We start from the raw sequence: 16,458 nt of genomic DNA, 5'->3' as shown, positions 1-16,458 counted from the left end.
GCGCGGTTTCTAGGGTTAAATGCCCAAGAATGCAAGTCTTATGCGACGGTTTCAGCGGCCAAGATCTCGCGACCGGACCGCACGGTCGGAAACCGCCGTTTCAATCGCGAAATCGGTTCTTCGATAAGATACCACGACAGGGTGGCCGCGAGAAGGCTCAGCGCGGTCATGGCGAAGAACGGCAGCGGGCCTGTGTTATAGAGCGAGGAGCCGATCTGCCCCATCGCCCACCAGATTGCCAGATGGTACATGAAGACGCCGTAGCTGATCTTGCTGATGAATTGCGCGGCGCGACAGCCCAAAAGCCAGCCGACCGGCCCGCGATAACCACGCCATGCCCCGGCAACCACGACCCCGAGCGCCGGTTGGCACATCAGGCGATAGGTCAGGGCGAGGCTAGGCGCAGACCCGTATCCGGGCAAGTGCCGATCTGTACAGAGCTGTCATCTGTGATGTTTTGACGCTGATGCGGTTTGGAGTGCGGCTTATTCGTCCGGTTCGCGACCTGCCTCGTAGGCTGCCCACATGTCCGGGCGACGCTCCCGGGTGATCTTCTCCGCCATCTTCTGGCGCCATTCGGCGATCTTGCCATGGTGCCCGGACATGAGAACCTCCGGGATCGGCAGCCCGCGCCATTCGGCGGGGCGGGTGAATTGCGGGTGCTCCAGAAGGCCGTTCGAATGGCTTTCTTCCTCGACGCTTTCGGCATTGCCCAACACACCGGGCAAAAGCCGTACCGTGGCGTCGATCATCGCCTGCGCTGCGATCTCGCCGCCGGTCAGGACAAAATCGCCAAGGCTGACCTCCTCGATCCCGTAGTGAAACAGAACCCGGTCATCGACGCCCTCGAACCGCCCGCAGATCATCGTGATGCCACGTGCCTGTGACCAGCGTTTCGCTGTCGCCTGATCGAAGCGTTTGCCGCGGGGCGACAGATACACCAGAGGCCATTCCTTGCGGTCCGGTGGCACGCCGTTCATTGCGAAATCGATGGCGTTGCCCATCACGTCGGGTCGGATCACCATGCCAGCGCCGCCGCCTGCGGGCGTGTCGTCGACATTCTTGTGCTTGCCTTCGCCGAACTCGCGCAAATGGATGGGTTCGAGCTGCCATGTGCCGTCCTGCAACGCCTTGCCGGTCAGGCTTTCGCCGAGAACGCCGGGAAAAGCGCCGGGGAACAGCGTGATCACCTTCGCCTTCCACACGCCCGCGATGTCCGGTGTATTTGTCATCAGCTCGCGCGGTTTGAGCGTCGGGCGCACGGCCAGACGGCCATGGGACCGGGCCGCAGGGGGCTGAGGCGCGTCAACGGGTGGGGTTGAGATCGAATCGTCGTTCATAGCTTCATATAGCCTTGGGGCTCATGGCTTGGAAATGTGCTGGGCAGGAGAAATGATCGCATCCCTCTGCGCGATATTGGTTTTGCCATGCAAGTCAGAGCGATGAAACGTCGAAAACACCGCACCATCCCCGGCAGATCGGGGAGACATCAGTCGAACAGACCGTCCGGCGGGTCCGCGATGATCCGACCCGAGGCCAGATCGACCGTTGGCACGTTTTGCAGCGTGAAGGGTAGGAGAACAGGGGTCTTCAGGTCCGCTCCCTGCACCTCCAAAAGATCGCCTGCACCGTGGTTCAGCACGTTGCGCACGGTGCCGAGCACCGCACCGCCGGTGTCGAGCACGGTGAGCCCGATCAGATCGGCATGGTAGAATTCGTCGTCGGGCAGGGAGGGCAGATGCGTGCGGTCGGCATAAAGCGTCACGCCACGCAGGGCGTCCGCCTCTTCCTTGGTCTCGACCCCTTCGATCTCTGCGGCAAAGCCGTTCTTGATCGCACGGGTTAGGGTCAGGACATATTCCGTACCATCCTCTGAGGTCAGCGGGGAATACTCCCCGATGGCCTCTGGATCGGCGCAGAAGCTCTTGATTCGCACCTCGCCATGGACGCCAAAGGCGCCCGCGATGGCTCCGACGATGATCCGCGTGTCACTCATGCTTTGCTCGCTGTCCATTTCTGCGACAGCTTACAGCTCCAGAACCACGGGGCAAGCGGCACGCTCTTCATGGCCTTGAACCTGAAGCTCCGGCAGTGCGCTGTCCTGTGTCGGATAGCCGACGCAGAGATAACCGACAAGGGTCCAGCTTTGCGCCAGATCGAGATCGGCCTTGAGCCGGGATTGGTCTAGACGCGACACCCAGCCAAGGCCGATACCCTCGGCGCGCAGGGCCAGCCAGAATTGCATGATCGCGGCGGCGACGGAATATTCGAGCACACGGGGGATCGCCGAGAGATCGAGCGGATGGCCGTGGGTCGCGCTTTCGTCACTGAAGACTGCGTATTGTACCGGTGCGTCCTCGAGCCCCTTGAGCTTTTGCGAGGCAAAGCTCTGTGCCGCCTCACCTTCCGTTCCGGCCAGGGCAGCGGCGTTGAATGTCTTGTAATTCTCGAGCGCAGCGGTTCGTGCGGTCTCGCTGCTCAGTGCCACGATGCGCCAGGGTTGCGACAGGCTGACGGAAGGGGCCAGGGTGAACGCGTCAAGGCAACGGGCAAGCGCCGCGTCGTCGACCGGATCGGTGCGGAAGCTGCGCACATCCCGGCGCCAGCGCAGAAGTTCGGCAAAATCGTTACGAAAAGCGGCAGAGAACTGCCCGAGTGCAGCAGGTTTGGTCATGTCTTTATTGCCCTGTATTTGCTCAGAGATATAAGCACCATAACGGGTTAAACCGGGGTCAACTTTGATTGTGCGCAAATCGTAGGATGCAGCAATCCCTTGTTTTATTGCACACAGATAAAGCCCTACGGAAAAAGGCGCAGGCAGAATGCCTGCGCCCGGAAGAGGACGAAACGCGCGGGGCCAGAGGCCCGGTGCGCTTACTCTTCAGCGGCAGCTTCTTCAGCCGGAGCAGCAGCAGCTTCAGCGGCCTCGGCAGCTTTCGCGGCTTTCTCTTCGGCGCGGTCTTGGGCTTTTTTGCCCGGGACGGCTTTTTTCGGGTTGCTGCGTTCTTTTTTCTCAAGGACGCCAGCGGCTTCGAGCATGCGGGCGACGCGGTCGGTCGGCTGGGCGCCTTTTTCGAGCCATGCTTTCACGGCGTCGATGTCCATCTGGACGCGCTGCTCGCTGTCTTTCGGCAGGAGCGGGTTGTAGGTGCCGAGTTTCTCGATGAAGCGACCGTCGCGCGGCATGCGGGAATCGGTGGCAACGATGCGGTAGAACGGGCGTTTTTTGGAACCGCCGCGGGCGAGACGAATTTTCATAGCCATGGTTGTTTCTCCTGATACTAGCTATTTTTCAGAGGCTAAGCCCCTGTCATTCCTGATGTTTTTCGTGGTGGTGGATGACTTCCCGAATGATGAATTTCAGGAAGGCTTTTGCGAATTCCGGGTCGAGGTCTGCGGCAACGGCAAGCTCCTCGAGCCGGGCAATCTGTTTCTCTTCGCGCGCCGGGTCCGACGGCGGAAGATCGTTTTCGGCCTTGAGTTTCCCCACGGCCTGCGTGTGTTTGAAGCGCTCGCCCAGCGTGTAGACGAGGATCGCGTCGAGCCGGTCGATGCTTTCGCGATGCTCCTTGAGGATCTCGGCGGCGCGTTTCTGGGTCTCGTTCATGGGCGCAACTCCCCTGTCTGCAAAGCGTCGGATTTGTGTCGGACTTTTGTCGGGCACATTTCGGTAGAGAGGAGGCGGTTCGAAAGGCTCATGCGTAAGCCTCCATGCCGCCGTCTTGCAACGCGTCGGGCGTCGGGTGACGGTAGACGAGGCAAGCCTCGCCGTCGGGCGTCTGAGCCATCTCGTCCAGTTCCGCGCCCATGCGTTCGGCCAAAGCGATCGAGCGGCTGTTGGCGGCGTCGATATAGGACACAAGCGTGTCGCGCCCCATCTCGACATAGGCGTAATCGCGGGCGGCCGTGGCGGCCTCCAACGCGTAGCCTTTGCCCTCGAACCCGTCCATGACGAACCAGCCAAGCTCCAGCTCCGGGAAATGCGGCGGTTTGTTCAAGGCGACCTGACCGATGAAGGCGCCGTCGTCCAGACGTTCCACACCCCATGCACCATGGCCGAACAACGGCCATTGCGCCACGTCGCCACAGAACGCAAACCATGCCTGACGCCGCGAGAGCGGGCCGTGCATGAAGCGCGACCGGTCCGAGGCGAACATGTCGGCAAACGAATCGAAATCCGCCTCGACATGGCCGCGCAACCGCAGGCGCTGGGTTTCTATGGTGGGAGCGAGGGTCATGATTATTTTTTCTTCCCAAGCCCCGAGAGATTGGACGGCAGGCTCATGCCGCCGCCGAGGCCCGGAAGGCCGCCCATGCCCTTGGGCATCGCGCCTTGCAGCGCCTTGGTGGCTTCGGCCATTTTCGCCGGGTCCATATCTTCGAGCCCCTGCGGGCCGCCTTTGCCGAACATGCCTTTCACAGCCTGTTTCAGCATGCCGCCTTTGCCCATCTTGCCCATCTTCTTCATCATGTCCGCCATCTGACGGTGCATTTTCAGAAGCTTGTTCAGCTCGGACACGTCCATGCCCGCGCCCGCCGCGATGCGTTTCTTGCGCGAGGCCTGCAGGAGCGCCGGGTTGGCGCGCTCTTTCTTGGTCATGGAGTTCACAAGCGCGATCTGACGCTTGATGATGCTGTCGTCGAAACCGGCGTCCTGCACCTGTTTCGCCATTTTGCCCATACCCGGCATCATGCCCATGATGCTTTCCATGCCGCCCATCTTTTGCATCTGCTCAAGCTGCATCTTCAGGTCGTTCATGTTGAACTGACCCTTCTGGAAGCGCTTGATCATGCGCTGGGCCTGTTCGGCCTCGATGGTTTCCTGCGCCTTCTCGACGAGGGCCACGATGTCGCCCATGCCGAGGATACGGCCCGCGACACGCTCCGGGTGGAACTCTTCGAGCGCGTCCATTTTCTCGCCGAGACCGACGAATTTGATCGGCTTGCCGGTTACCGCGCGCATGGAGAGCGCCGCACCGCCGCGACCGTCGCCGTCCATCCGGGTCAGCACGACACCGGAGATGCCGATGCGCCCGTCGAAGTTCTCGGCGGTGTGCACGGCGTCCTGACCGGTGAGACCGTCGACCACCAAAAGCGTTTCACGCGGCGTGGTGATCTTTTTGACCTCTTCGACCTCGGCCATCAGCGCGTCGTCGATGGACAGACGCCCGGCGGTGTCGAGCATATAGACGTCATAGCCGCCCATCGTCGCCTGTTGCTTGGCGCGGCGGGCGATGTCGGCGGCGGTTTGACCCGGCACGATTGGCAGGGTGTCGACGCCGATCTGTTCGCCCAAGACCTTGAGCTGATCCATGGCCGCAGGACGGTAGATGTCGAGCGATGCCATCAGGACGCGTTTGCCCTGTTTCTCTTTCAGGCGCTTGGCGAGTTTCGCAGTGGTGGTGGTTTTACCGCCACCTTGCAGACCGACCATGAGGATCGGGGCCGGGGCGTTGTCGACCTTGAGCGTGCCGATCTCGCCTTCGTCACCGGCGAGGACATGGACCAGTTCATCGTGAACGATCTTGACGACCTGCTGACCGGGGGTGACGGATTTGGTGACCGCCTGGCCGGTGGCCTTGTCGCCCACGGCTTTGACGAAATCGCGGGCAACCGGAAGGGAGACGTCGGCCTCAAGCAGAGCGACGCGGACTTCGCGCAGGGCGGTTTTGACGTCGTCTTCGGACAGGGCACCTTGTTTGGTGAGCTTGTCGAAGACGCCGGAGAGGCGTTCGGACAGATTTTCAAACATGGGTGTCTCCCGTTTGTTGCGATTTGCTCCATGTGGGCACGGAGCGGTGAGTTTAAAAGGCCAATGCGGTTTGACCTCCGTGGGCGCAACGCGCTGACGGAGGGCGATCCTGGCATATAGCCTGAGGACCGGAAGGCATGGTGCTTTCCGGGATGTTGCCGGGTCTCTACGCGTGCGCGGGAAGGGAGTCAAGTGCGATGCGGCATTTGGGCGGCGCGTTGATATAAGGTGAGGGCTGGCCTTGGCGGGGAATTGCTCTAGCTTCTGCGGACCAAAGAGCGGAGGGGCAATGGGGGAGCGAGATGTGACGCGCGGTGTGCTATATGTGGCGAGCGGGCCGGACTATGTCGATCTGGCGGTGCAATCGGCCGAGAGCCTCAGGGCGGTGGAGCCGGATCTGGCCATCGATCTGGTGACGGATGTGCCGGAGCTTTTGCCCGAGGGGCTGTTCGATCAGGTGCGGGTCGAGGCACGGATGCATGCGCGCGAGAAACTGCGGGCGATGCCGGAGACGCGGTTCGAGCGCACGCTTTACGTCGACAGCGACACGTTGTTTGTCGCGCCGCTGGGCGATCTCTTCGATGTGCTGGAGCGGTTCGAATGCGCGCTGACCCATGATGTGCGGCGCGACTGGGGGTTGATCCGGCAGGGGCGGGATCATCAGACGCCCTATGCCTTTCCGCAGCACAATTCGGGGGTGTTTCTCTATCGGCGGTCCGAGGCGATGTTGGCGTTTTTGGCGGAATGGGCGGCGCGGTTCTTTGTCGATGAGACGGTGGAGCGCGATCAGATCATTTTGAAGGATCTCCTGTGGGAAAGCGATCTGCGCTATTACGTCTTGCCGCCGGAATTCAACCTGCGCCGTGTGACGGTGTTGGATGCCTGGGAGCCCTTGGATGCGGTGCCGACGATCCTGCATTCGCACCGGTTTCAGGATCACATGCGCGGGCGGGGGGATCGGATCGCGACGCTGGAGGCGTTGCTGGAGGCGGAGCGGCAGGCCTTGGCCGAGGAATGGGCGGGCGATTTGCCCGAGGCCGCGCAGGGGTGGGCGGAATTAAGAAACCCGGTTGCGGCAAAATAGCTTGTAATTCCGAACAGACATCTCGATGATCGGCACAAACCGTTCTTCTCTGCACATGAGGCCTGAGATGTCCGTCGAAAACTGGGATGAATTCCGCACGGCCTTTCAGGTCGCGAAAATGGGCACCGTGTCGGGTGCCGCGCAGGCGTTGGGCGTGCACCACGCCACCGTGATCCGCCATATCGACAGTCTCGAACAGCGCCTTGGCGTCAAACTGTTCCAGCGTCACGCTCGCGGCTATACGCCGACCGAGGCGGGGATGGATCTTTTGAAGGTCGCGCAAACCACCGACGATCAGCTCTCGCAGCTCGTCTCCCGGATCAAAGGCCGTGGCGAAGAGGTGGCGGGCGAGCTGGTCGTGACCTCGCTGCCGGGGATGGGGGCGCTTCTGGTGCCGGTGCTCTCCGAGTTTCAGCTCGAACACCCGGGCCTCAATGTGCGCTACCTGACCGGCGAGCGGTTGTTCCGGCTCGAATATGGCGAGGCGCATGTGGCGATCCGGGCCGGGCGTCCGCCGCAGGAACCCGATAACGTGGTCCAGCCGTTCCACCGTCAGGCCTATGCGCTCTACGTCCACAAGACCTATATCGAGCGCTACGGTATGCCGCAGGCGACGGGCGAAGAGCTTGCCCATGAGTTGCGGTTCGTGTCGCTCGACGACCCGAGCTCGCGCGCGCCTTTCATGGTCTGGATCAACGAACATGTGCCCGCCGACCGGCTGGCCTTCCGCACCTCCGATGTCGAGGTGATGACCGAGGCGATCTGTGCGGGCGCGGGCGCCGGATTCATGCCGACATGGCAGGCCGGGCAGCGCGACGATCTCGTCGAGGTGTTGCCGCCCAGCCCCGATTGGGACAGTCAGAACTGGATCGTCACCCATGTCGATCTGCACCGCACGCCGAAGGTGCAGGCCTTCCTGACCTTCCTCAAGGCGCGCTCGCGCGAATGGCCCTGTTCGCAGGTCGGGTGATCGCAGACCGGGCAATCGCAGACTGGGCAAACGCAGGTCGGGTGCCCCGGAAAGCCGCGAAAACGATTTTGTCCTGTGCGGATGCTCGCAATGGACCTTCCGGGCCATGGGCGCTAAGGGAGCACGATCCATAGCGTTTTCAAAAGAGTTCCCCCCGTGCCCCATGACGCGACCGCCGCCGACCGCCGCAATGGCCATCTGGCCATGCTCACCTTTTCCTGTCTCGTGGCCGGATCGTTCTCGCTGGGCTCCATGGCGGCCAACGAGATTACGCCGCTGGCGCTGAACGGGGTGCGCTTCGTCGCGGCGACGATCTTTGTCGGCATCATGGCCATGGCCACGGGCGGCATCCCGCGCGAGGCCACGCGTCAGCCCTGGCGCTACCTGATCCTTGGCGGCATTTTCGCGCTTTACTTTGTGATGATGTTCGTCGGCCTGAAAACCGCCGAACCGGTCTCCGCCTCCGCCGTCTTCACCCTGACGCCGCTTCTGGCGGCGGGGTTCGGCTATCTGATCATGCGCCAGATCACCACGCGCCGCATCGCCATGGCGCTGGCCATCGGGGCGGCGGGCGCGCTCTGGGTGATCTTCCGCGCCGATATCCATGCGCTTCTGGCCTTCCATGTCGGACGCGGCGAGGCGCTCTATTTCATCGGTGTCGTGGCGCATGCGATCTACACCCCGTTGGTGCCGCGCCTGCACCGGGGCGAGCGCACGCTGGTCTTCACCTTCTTCGTGCTGGCCTCCGCCTCGCTCGTCATCCTGCTTTTCGGCTGGAAAGACGTGCTGGCGACCGACTGGGCGCATCTTCCGGCCATCGTCTGGATCGCGCTGGGCTATATCACGGTGTTCGCCACGACCACGACGGCGACGCTTCTGGCCTATGCCTCCGTGCGTCTGGCGGCGGCCAAGGTCATGGCTTACACCTATCTCGTGCCGTCCTGGGTGATCATCTGGGAAATCGCTCTGGGCCACGGCACGCCGCCCGCGCTGGTGTTCGGCGGCATCGGCCTGACCATTCTGGCGCTCTATCTGCTGCTCGAACACGAGGGTTGAGGCGCGGGGGCGGGAACGAAATCACGGGTTTGTGCGTTGTCCTCTCAAGTCAAAGAGAGGAAATCGCAATGCACAGCATCATCTATCTGGTCGGTCTTGTCGTGGTGGTCGGAGCCATCCTGAGCTTCGTCTTCTGATCCGCTCACAAGGCCCCTCCCCAAGTAAGGACGCGCGGCCTCAGGCGGCGCGTCTTTCTTTTGTGCTATGGCTGATCCGGTCGCAGTTCCCGCTCGAGAAACCGCTCCAGCCCGTCCAGATCGATTTCCTCGAACTGACCGAAGCCCTGCATCCAGACCGAAGCGGCGCGCATGGCGTCGGGTTCGAGCTTGCACCATTTCACCCGGCCGCGTTTCTCCTGCGCGATGAGACCGGCGCGGGTCAGGATCGTCAGGTGTTTGGAAATCGCGGCCAGAGACATCTCGAACGGTTCGGCCACATCGGTGACCGCCATGTCGTCTTCCAAAAGCATCGACAGGATGGCCCGACGGGTCGGGTCTCCGAGCGCTGCGAAGATGAGGTCGAGATCATGTGTCATGCCTTTGCCGATAGGCGCGCGCGCGGGTTTGGTCAACCGTTTGGTTGAATAACGAAAACGCGAGCCTTTTGCGCTAACGGCCTGGCAGGTGGCGCGCCCGGGTTTCCTTTGTTGGGAAAATACTCAATATAAACAGATGATTAAGCTTTTCTCTGCGCGGTCAATTCCGCGTTGACTCTAAATCCCCCCCCGCATAGCTTGCCCGCAAGTGACCAAGGGGGCCTTTCACCATGACCGAGCCGCATGATCCCGGGCGTTTGCGCGCTCTGGAAGATCGGATCGCAAAGGTGAAAGAGGCGCAAAAGCCGAAAACCTCCCGCGGCGAAGAGCACTTTTCCCAGGCCAATATGGCCTGGCGGATGGTGACGGAACTTGTGGCCGGTCTTCTGATCGGCTTCGGCATGGGGTTCGGCTTGGACAAGCTGTTGGGGACAACGCCCCTTTTCCTCGTGCTGTTTATCGGATTTGGTCTCGCGGCCGGCGTCAAGACGATGATGCGCACCGCGCGGGACATTGAAAAACAACAGGTCGCTGAACAGAAGGCGGCCGAAGACGACAACGCGGGGACGCCCGCACGTGATGAGAGGGATTGAACGTGGCGACTGAAGCACATGGTTCCGAGAGCAGCCTTGTTTTCCACCCGATGGACCAGTTCAAGGTCACGCCGTTGTTCGGCGATGGTCCGGTGCATTGGTACACGATCACCAACGTGACGCTGTGGATGGCGATTGCCGTCGTCGGTGTGATCCTGCTTCTGGTCGTCGGCTCCCGTGGCCGCGCGGTCGTGCCCTCCAAGGGACAGTCGATCGCCGAGCTGACCTATGGTTTCGTTTACAAGATGCTTGAGGAAGTGACCGGCAAAGACGCCGTGAAATACTTCCCCTATGTGATGACCCTGTTCATCTTCATCGTGTTCTCGAACATGCTGGGGCTTTTGCCGCTGTCGTTCACCACCACCTCGCATATCGCCGTCACCGGCGTGCTCGCGGTTCTGGTGTTCCTCTTCGTGACCGTTTTGGGTTTCGTGAAGAACGGCTCCAAATTCCTCGCCCTGTTCTGGGTCAGCTCCGCGCCGATGGCCGTGCGCCCGCTTCTCGCGGTGATCGAGCTGATCTCCTATTTCGTGCGTCCCGTCAGCCACTCCATCCGTCTTGCGGGCAACATGATGGCCGGTCACGCCGTGATCAAAGTTTTCGCCGGGTTCGCCGCCATCGCCGCGATTTCCCCGGTGTCCATTCTGGCGATCACCGCCATGTATGGTCTCGAAATCCTCGTGGCCTTTATCCAGGCCTACGTCTTCACCATTCTGACCTGCGTCTATCTGAAAGACGCGCTGCACCCGGCTCACTGATCCGGTTCGCAAAGGTCCGAACTCAATTCCAGCCAATTCCAACGTAAGGAGATACCACAATGGAAGGCAATATCGCAGAACTCGGCAAATACATCGGTGTTGGTCTGACCGCCATCGGTATGGGCGGCGCCGCCATGGGTGTGGGTAACGTTGCTGGCAACTACCTCTCCGGCGCTCTGCGCAACCCGTCCGCCGCTGCGTCGCAAACCGCGACCCTCTTCATCGGCATGGCCTTCGCGGAAGCTCTGGGGATCTTCTCGTTCCTCGTCGCGCTTCTGCTGATGTTCGCCGTCTGATCCGACGCTCCATCCTTACGGCAGGGTGGGTCATCTAGACCCACCCTCGCGTAATATGTGAGCAATGCTGAGAAAATCGGATGATTTTTGTCATATGATTTTCACCATGGGCATTGCGACCACATAAAAGGGGTCTCTCCCGCCTGCGGGAGAACAGGTCAGAATCAGGAGATACAGATGGCAACTCAAACGCATGGGGCAGAGGTCGTAGACGCCGCGCAGGGTGCTGCACATGGCGCCGCTGAGGCAGGCATGCCGCAGCTCGACTTCGCAACTTTCCCCAACCAGATTTTCTGGCTTCTGGTCACGCTCGTCGTGATCTATTTCGTGCTGTCCAAGATCGCCCTGCCGCGCATCTCCGCGGTGCTGGCAGAACGCTCCGGCACGATCATGAACGACATCGCCGCCGCCGAAGAGCTCAAGCTCAAGGCGAAAGAGGCCGAAGCCGCCTACAACGCAGCGCTCGCCGAAGCGAAAGCTCAGGCGCAACAGATCGCCAACGAGACCCGCGCCGCCATTCAGGCCGATCTCGATGCCGCCACCGCGAAAGCCGATGCGGAGATTTCCGCCAAGGCCGCCGAGTCGGCGAAAGCGATCGACGACATTCGCGCAGGCGCTGTCGACAGTGTGAAAGAAGTCGCCATGGAGACCGCCAAGGAACTCGTGGCCGCCCTCGGCACCAGTGCCGATGCAGGCACCGTGACCGCGGCTGTCACCGCGCGGATGAAAGGCTAAGGACATGAAAAAACTTTCTCTCCTCGTAGCCCTCACCGCCGCCTCCCCGGCGCTCGCCGCAAGCTCCAACCCGTTTTCGGGCCATTTCTGGACGCTGTCGAACACCAACCTGATCGTCCTTCTGGGCTTTCTCGTGTTCGTTGGCATCCTGCTCTGGAAAAAAGTGCCGTCGATGATCGGCGGCATGCTCGACAAGCGCGCGGAAGGCATCAAATCCGAGCTCGACGAAGCCCGTGCGCTTCGCGAAGAGGCTCAGTCGATCCTCGCCTCTTTCGAGCGCAAGCAGCGTGAAGTTCAGGCGCAGGCCGACGCCATCGTCGCTCAGGCGAAGAAAGACGCGGAAGCCGCCGCAGACAAGGCGAAAGAGGACCTCAAGGCCTCCATCGCCCGCCGTCTGGCCGCCGCTTCCGAGCAGATCGACGCCGCCGAAGCGGCCGCCGTGCGCGAAGTGCGGGACACCGCGATCTCCGTCGCTGTGGCCGCCGCTGCGGACGTGATTGCGAAGAACATGGGGGCGACCGAAGCCAACGCCATGATCGAAGCATCGATCGACGAGGTTGCCGCCAAGCTGCACTGATTGGTTTCCTGACCGGACCGATCGGACCCCGAATTGAAAAGCCCCGCTTTTGGCGGGGCTTTTTATTTTTGGAAAAAGACGAACATCAACCTGCCGAAATATAGGCTCAGCGCTATGAACAAGGCGGCGAAAAAGGCAAGGATGCCGAGTTGTAATCGTGTCAGCAAAGCATTTTGGGCATAGAAAAAATAAGCATAACTCAACAGTGCACCGAAAATTGCTGCCATGAGAGCGAGATAGCCGAGAAGGAATGTCACTGGATGATCCTGTTTCTCTGAAAAGGTTCATGCGGGCGAGTGCTTAACGTGCCTTATCCAAGCTGCGGGATAGGCAATTCTGTTTCAACCAGCCGTTGTGGACGGCCAATGCCAGGCATTGTTCGTTGGTTTTCATGCCAAATTTTTGTCTGGTGTTCGAGAGATAGAGGTTCACGGCGGAATCGCTGATCCCCAGATGCAGGGCGACTTCTCCCAAGCGATATCCGTGAGCGAGAAGGCATAGTATTTGCGCCTGACGCGGAGAAAGCGGATTGGGAGTTTCCCCAAGGGACTTCATCAATATGGCTCCAACAGGAATTTATCTGGACGCAAACGTCGTTTGAAACTCCTTCAGGCCTATGAAACCTCTTTGAACGCAACAATATGGAGAATTATATATATTCCAATTGGAGCGCACCTGTACGAAAATGCGCGCTTTTGGATGGGTATTTGAAGATGAGAGGTTTCAGATAGGACTTAAGTACGATTTGTTTCATGCGCATAGCGCAGGCGGGCAATCTCTTCATTCTGCTCGAATTTCTGCTGATCTTTGAGCGCCTCTTCGACATAGTCGAGATGACGCGTCACGGCGGTGCGCGCCGCCTCCGGGTCGCGCCCCTGTAGCGCATCGTTGATCGCGCGGTGCTGGTCGAGAAGCTGGGCGCGGTTGGTGCGTTGTTTGAACATCACGGAGCGGTTGTAGAACACGCCCTCGCGCAGAAGATCGAACATCGAGCGCATCATGTGCAGCATGATCACGTTATGCGAAGCCTCGATGATGGCGAGGTGAAATTCGGCATCGAGCCGGGCCTCCTCAGCAGGATTCCGTTTCGGATGGGCCGCTTCCATTTTGCGAAAGATCGTGTCGATCACCTTGAGATCGGTGTCGGAGGCGAGTTTTGCCGCGCGCTCGGCGGCGAGCCCCTCCATGTCGCGGCGGAAGGCGACGTAATCGAACACCGCCTCGTCATGGCTTGCGAAAAGCGCGACGAGGGCGGGTGAGAAAGCCGAGCCCAGCACATCGGCCACGAAAACCCCGGCATTGGCGCGGGTTTCGATCAGGCCCTTGGCGGAGAGCTCGGCGATAGCTTCGCGGAGCGACGGGCGGGAGACGCCGAGCCGTTCGGCCAAATCGCGCTCGGAGGGCAGACGCTCGCCGGGGCGCAGGATGCCGCGCAGGATCAGAAGCTCGATCTGCCGCACGACGGAGGCGCTGAGCTTTTCGGCTTGGATTTTCTGAAACGGCATGGCGGCTCCTTTGGGGCAGAATATAGGACCGCCGGTCAGGGAGCCATGAAAAACAGGCGTGTAAAACCGGCATGAAAAAGGCCGGAGCATGCCCCGGCCTTTTGAAATCGTGTCGGACCCGGTGATCAGGTCATCGGGGTGATGACGATTTCCACGCGACGGTTCTGCGCCCGGCCTTCGGGGGTCAGGTTGGTCGCGATGGGAGCATCCTCGCCACGGCCAAAGGCCTGGATTCGACCGGAGGCGACACCGTTGGCGCGCAGGATGGTCGCCACGGCCGAGGCGCGGCGGGTCGACAGTTCCTGATTGTAGGTGGCCGAGCCGGTGTTGTCGGTGTGGCCGACGATCTGGATCGTGGTGTTCGGGTAGTCCTGAAGGTTGTAGGCCAGAGCGCGCAGGTCGTCTTGCAGCGAGGGCACGACGACGGCGCTGTCGGTGGCGAACAGGATGTCCTGCGGCATGGTCACGATCAGCTGCGAGCCGGTGTTGACGATTTTGACATCGCCATTCCCCATGGATTGCTGAAGATCGGCGGCCTGTTTGTCGAGCTGGGTGCCGATGGCGCCACCGATGGCCCCGCCGATCATCGCGCCGACGGCGGTTTTGGCCAGCTTGTCGTTTTTGCCGGAGGTGGCCGCCGCAGCGATGCCGCCGAGGGTGGCGCCGACAACCGCGCCTTGCGTGGCTTTGGAATTGGAATCGTACGTGTCCATACAGGCGGTGAGGCCGAAGGCGGCGACCAGCGGGATGGCGATGTAAAGCGGGGATTTCATGTTTGATCCTCCTGAAAACTGCTCTTGACGCTGGTTTTAGCGCTGTCGCCTGGTTCTGGCACGGCGGATTTTACATGATCACGCGAATGTGGCGGGATTTCGCTCAGGCGCATCGGCGTGCCGGGCGTCGCTCTGTGCGCTTTCATAGGCCAAAATCGCGCGTTTCACCGGCAGGCCCCAGTGGTAGCCGCCCAGAGCGCCGGTTTTGCGCAGGACCCGGTGGCAGGGGATCAGCCAACTGACCGGATTGCGCCCGACGGCGGTGCCGACCGCGCGCACGGCTTTCGGGTTGCCGATGGCCTGGGCGATGTCGGAATAAGTGGTGACATGGCCGGAGGGAATGGAGAGCAGCGCTTCCCAGACCTTGATCTGGAACGGCGCGCCGATGAGGTGCAGCGACAGGTTGCCGCCACCAATCGCGGCCTCGACGGCGGGGCGGACCGTCTCAGGCGCTTCCCTGTAAGTGGCGGCAGGCCAGCGGGCGGAGAGATCGGCGAAGGCCGCCTCGCGGTTGGTCTCGGAGGTGAACGCGAGGGCACAGAGACCCCGATCGGTCGCCATGGCCAGCGCTTCGCCAAAAGGCGTGGCGCAGAACCCGTAGGAGATGCGGAGCCCATCGCCCTTGCGCGCGAATTCGCCGGGGGTCATCGCCTCCCAGCGCAGGAACAGGTCATGCAACCGCCCGGTGCCCGAAAGCCCGGTGGCGTCGGCGGTGTCGAGCATGGTGTGACGGTTGTCGATCAGCGCTTTGGCATGGCCGAGCGTGAGATATTGCTGAAACCGTTTCGGCGAGACGCCGGCCCATTGGGTGAAGAGTTTCTGAAGATGATGCGGGCTCATGCCCAGATCGGCGGCCAGAGTCTCGAGCGGCAGGGGCAGGGCGGCGGCGTCGATCAGGTCGATGGCCCGCCGGATGACGTTGTAATGGTAGCGATCTTCGAGGGGCGGGGTGGACAAGGCGGTGCTCCGGGCTGAGATGCCATGAGACTACCCGCTCATCTGCGCGCTGCCGACCCGAAACTTGTGCAAAGCTCTGTGGCCTATTTGGCGGATCAGGCGGCGATGCGCGTGGCCGCGATGGCGGAGCGGGGATGCAGGACCGCCGCCTCACCGGGATGGAGCAGGGGGCGGGCCGTGTGCAGGCGCGTCAGAGCGTCGTGACCGAGGCGGGTGGTAATCTCCGCACGGGCCACGGGGCCGAGCAGGTCGAGCGTCGGCGCGTCGGGAAACAGGCTTTCGAGCCAGACCCCCTCCGCCAGAATGAGCTCATGGTGTTCCATGAGGATGTGACAATAACCATAGGCCGGGTCCGTCAGGGCCCCGCCGGTTTCTCCGTCTGTTGCGATGTCAAAGACCGGCACGAGCACCTCCTCTGTGGCGAAATGCAACTCGATCTGCGGCGAGCGTAAAAGCACATGATGCGCCGGGGAGAGCACCAGATCGCGATCCGGGATACGGTTGCCGAGCGCCCCCGCGGCGATGCGCACGGGCGGAGCGACGGAGAGGGGGCTGCGCCCGGCCCAGATCACCGGGCGATAGCCGTGATCGCGGGTCAGTAGCAGATCGCCGGGCCGCAGCCACTCGACCGGTTGCGGTCCCTCCGTCGTTTCGATGGTCACGCCGGGGCCAAGGCCGGAGAGGGCGCGCACAGGCGCGCCGTTAACGATCGCCGTGTTCTCAGTCATGTCCGTCCTCGCGATACTCACCCCCGGCATGTTGTGACAGAGATCTGAATCCGGGTTTAACCGTCTGGGGCGGTTTGCCCCTTGATTTGCCTCGCATTTTACGAAAACTTTTCGCGACACAGGAACAGCTTGCCCGACC

The 16,458-nt window shown here is 61.6% G+C and carries 23 protein-coding genes; 8 read left to right on the top strand and 15 right to left on the bottom strand.

Going from position 1 to position 16,458, the window contains the following annotated elements:
- Positions 1-38: 38 nt before the first annotated feature.
- The 8 genes from V1471_RS12415 to ffh form a co-directional block, all read right to left on the bottom strand.
- The gene (locus tag V1471_RS12415) at positions 39-422 is read right to left on the bottom strand and encodes an acyltransferase family protein (RefSeq protein ID WP_434289158.1); all 384 of its coding nucleotides are present in this window, start codon (positions 420-422) and stop codon (positions 39-41) included.
- Between the two features lie 63 nt (positions 423-485).
- Complete coding sequence (gene trmD / locus V1471_RS12410; protein WP_434289156.1) at positions 486-1,340, bottom strand: tRNA (guanosine(37)-N1)-methyltransferase TrmD; 855 nt, start codon at positions 1,338-1,340, stop codon at positions 486-488.
- A gap of 149 nt (positions 1,341-1,489) precedes the next feature.
- Positions 1,490-1,996, bottom strand: a complete 507-nt coding sequence (rimM, locus tag V1471_RS12405; protein ID WP_434289155.1) for a ribosome maturation factor RimM — start codon at positions 1,994-1,996, stop codon at positions 1,490-1,492.
- A 30-nt stretch (positions 1,997-2,026) separates the two neighbouring features.
- Entirely contained in the window at positions 2,027-2,674 is a 648-nt protein-coding gene (gene bluB, locus V1471_RS12400; RefSeq protein WP_434289153.1) for a 5,6-dimethylbenzimidazole synthase, read from the bottom strand.
- 200 nt (positions 2,675-2,874) lie between these two features.
- Complete coding sequence (gene rpsP, locus V1471_RS12395) at positions 2,875-3,264, bottom strand: 30S ribosomal protein S16 (RefSeq protein WP_434289151.1); 390 nt, start codon at positions 3,262-3,264, stop codon at positions 2,875-2,877.
- Between the two features lie 46 nt (positions 3,265-3,310).
- Positions 3,311-3,607: a chorismate mutase gene (locus V1471_RS12390; protein WP_434289150.1), complete on the bottom strand. Its 297-nt coding sequence runs from the start codon at positions 3,605-3,607 to the stop codon at positions 3,311-3,313.
- Positions 3,608-3,695: 88 nt separating this feature from the next.
- The gene (locus V1471_RS12385) at positions 3,696-4,238 is read right to left on the bottom strand and encodes a GNAT family N-acetyltransferase (protein ID WP_434289149.1); all 543 of its coding nucleotides are present in this window, start codon (positions 4,236-4,238) and stop codon (positions 3,696-3,698) included.
- A gap of 2 nt (positions 4,239-4,240) precedes the next feature.
- Positions 4,241-5,752 carry a signal recognition particle protein gene (ffh, locus tag V1471_RS12380; protein ID WP_434289147.1) on the bottom strand — a complete coding sequence of 504 codons (1,512 nt, stop codon included), beginning with the start codon at positions 5,750-5,752 and terminating at the stop codon, positions 4,241-4,243.
- A 289-nt stretch (positions 5,753-6,041) separates the two neighbouring features.
- Here ffh and V1471_RS12375 point away from each other — a divergent pair, with 289 nt between their 5' ends.
- The 3 genes from V1471_RS12375 (at position 6,042) to V1471_RS12365 (ending at position 8,862) form a co-directional block, all read left to right on the top strand.
- On the top strand, positions 6,042-6,836 hold the full coding sequence (locus V1471_RS12375) for a hypothetical protein (protein WP_434289145.1): 795 nt from the start codon (positions 6,042-6,044) through the stop codon (positions 6,834-6,836).
- A 67-nt stretch (positions 6,837-6,903) separates the two neighbouring features.
- Positions 6,904-7,806 carry a LysR family transcriptional regulator gene (locus V1471_RS12370; protein ID WP_434289143.1) on the top strand — a complete coding sequence of 301 codons (903 nt, stop codon included), beginning with the start codon at positions 6,904-6,906 and terminating at the stop codon, positions 7,804-7,806.
- A gap of 156 nt (positions 7,807-7,962) precedes the next feature.
- Positions 7,963-8,862, top strand: coding sequence for a DMT family transporter (locus V1471_RS12365; protein WP_244906085.1), 900 nt, complete (start codon positions 7,963-7,965; stop codon positions 8,860-8,862).
- A gap of 202 nt (positions 8,863-9,064) precedes the next feature.
- Here V1471_RS12365 and V1471_RS12360 read toward each other — a convergent pair whose 3' ends face one another.
- Positions 9,065-9,397 carry an ArsR/SmtB family transcription factor gene (locus V1471_RS12360; RefSeq protein WP_434289141.1) on the bottom strand — a complete coding sequence of 111 codons (333 nt, stop codon included), beginning with the start codon at positions 9,395-9,397 and terminating at the stop codon, positions 9,065-9,067.
- 230 nt (positions 9,398-9,627) lie between these two features.
- Here V1471_RS12360 and V1471_RS12355 point away from each other — a divergent pair, with 230 nt between their 5' ends.
- The 5 genes from V1471_RS12355 (at position 9,628) to V1471_RS12335 (ending at position 12,356) form a co-directional block, all read left to right on the top strand.
- Complete coding sequence (locus V1471_RS12355) at positions 9,628-9,990, top strand: AtpZ/AtpI family protein (protein ID WP_434289139.1); 363 nt, start codon at positions 9,628-9,630, stop codon at positions 9,988-9,990.
- Between the two features lie 2 nt (positions 9,991-9,992).
- On the top strand, positions 9,993-10,748 hold the full coding sequence (locus tag V1471_RS12350) for a F0F1 ATP synthase subunit A (RefSeq protein ID WP_434289138.1): 756 nt from the start codon (positions 9,993-9,995) through the stop codon (positions 10,746-10,748).
- Positions 10,749-10,807: 59 nt separating this feature from the next.
- On the top strand, positions 10,808-11,044 hold the full coding sequence (locus V1471_RS12345) for a F0F1 ATP synthase subunit C (RefSeq protein ID WP_066608699.1): 237 nt from the start codon (positions 10,808-10,810) through the stop codon (positions 11,042-11,044).
- 177 nt (positions 11,045-11,221) lie between these two features.
- Positions 11,222-11,779 (top strand): F0F1 ATP synthase subunit B', encoded by a 558-nt coding sequence (locus V1471_RS12340; RefSeq protein ID WP_434289136.1) that lies wholly within the window; start codon positions 11,222-11,224, stop codon positions 11,777-11,779.
- A 4-nt stretch (positions 11,780-11,783) separates the two neighbouring features.
- Positions 11,784-12,356, top strand: coding sequence for a F0F1 ATP synthase subunit B (locus tag V1471_RS12335; RefSeq protein WP_434289134.1), 573 nt, complete (start codon positions 11,784-11,786; stop codon positions 12,354-12,356).
- 62 nt (positions 12,357-12,418) lie between these two features.
- Here V1471_RS12335 and V1471_RS12330 read toward each other — a convergent pair whose 3' ends face one another.
- From V1471_RS12330 to V1471_RS12305, 6 genes are all read right to left on the bottom strand, one after another.
- Positions 12,419-12,613: a hypothetical protein gene (locus V1471_RS12330; RefSeq protein ID WP_434289133.1), complete on the bottom strand. Its 195-nt coding sequence runs from the start codon at positions 12,611-12,613 to the stop codon at positions 12,419-12,421.
- A 43-nt stretch (positions 12,614-12,656) separates the two neighbouring features.
- On the bottom strand, positions 12,657-12,911 hold the full coding sequence (locus V1471_RS12325; RefSeq protein ID WP_434289131.1) for a response regulator transcription factor: 255 nt from the start codon (positions 12,909-12,911) through the stop codon (positions 12,657-12,659).
- A 179-nt stretch (positions 12,912-13,090) separates the two neighbouring features.
- Positions 13,091-13,861 carry a FadR/GntR family transcriptional regulator gene (locus V1471_RS12320; RefSeq protein ID WP_434289129.1) on the bottom strand — a complete coding sequence of 257 codons (771 nt, stop codon included), beginning with the start codon at positions 13,859-13,861 and terminating at the stop codon, positions 13,091-13,093.
- Between the two features lie 125 nt (positions 13,862-13,986).
- A complete protein-coding gene (locus V1471_RS12315; protein WP_434289128.1) occupies positions 13,987-14,634 on the bottom strand; it encodes an OmpA family protein in 648 nt (215 codons plus the stop codon).
- Between the two features lie 78 nt (positions 14,635-14,712).
- Positions 14,713-15,591, bottom strand: a complete 879-nt coding sequence (locus tag V1471_RS12310) for a methylated-DNA--[protein]-cysteine S-methyltransferase (protein ID WP_434289126.1) — start codon at positions 15,589-15,591, stop codon at positions 14,713-14,715.
- Between the two features lie 95 nt (positions 15,592-15,686).
- On the bottom strand, positions 15,687-16,319 hold the full coding sequence (locus V1471_RS12305; protein ID WP_434289124.1) for a Hint domain-containing protein: 633 nt from the start codon (positions 16,317-16,319) through the stop codon (positions 15,687-15,689).
- Positions 16,320-16,458: the final 139 nt, after the last annotated feature.

This window comes from Celeribacter sp. SCSIO 80788, from assembly GCF_051054295.1.
GTDB lineage: Bacteria > Pseudomonadota > Alphaproteobacteria > Rhodobacterales > Rhodobacteraceae > Celeribacter.
This window is presented reverse-complemented; position numbering and strand designations above follow the sequence as displayed.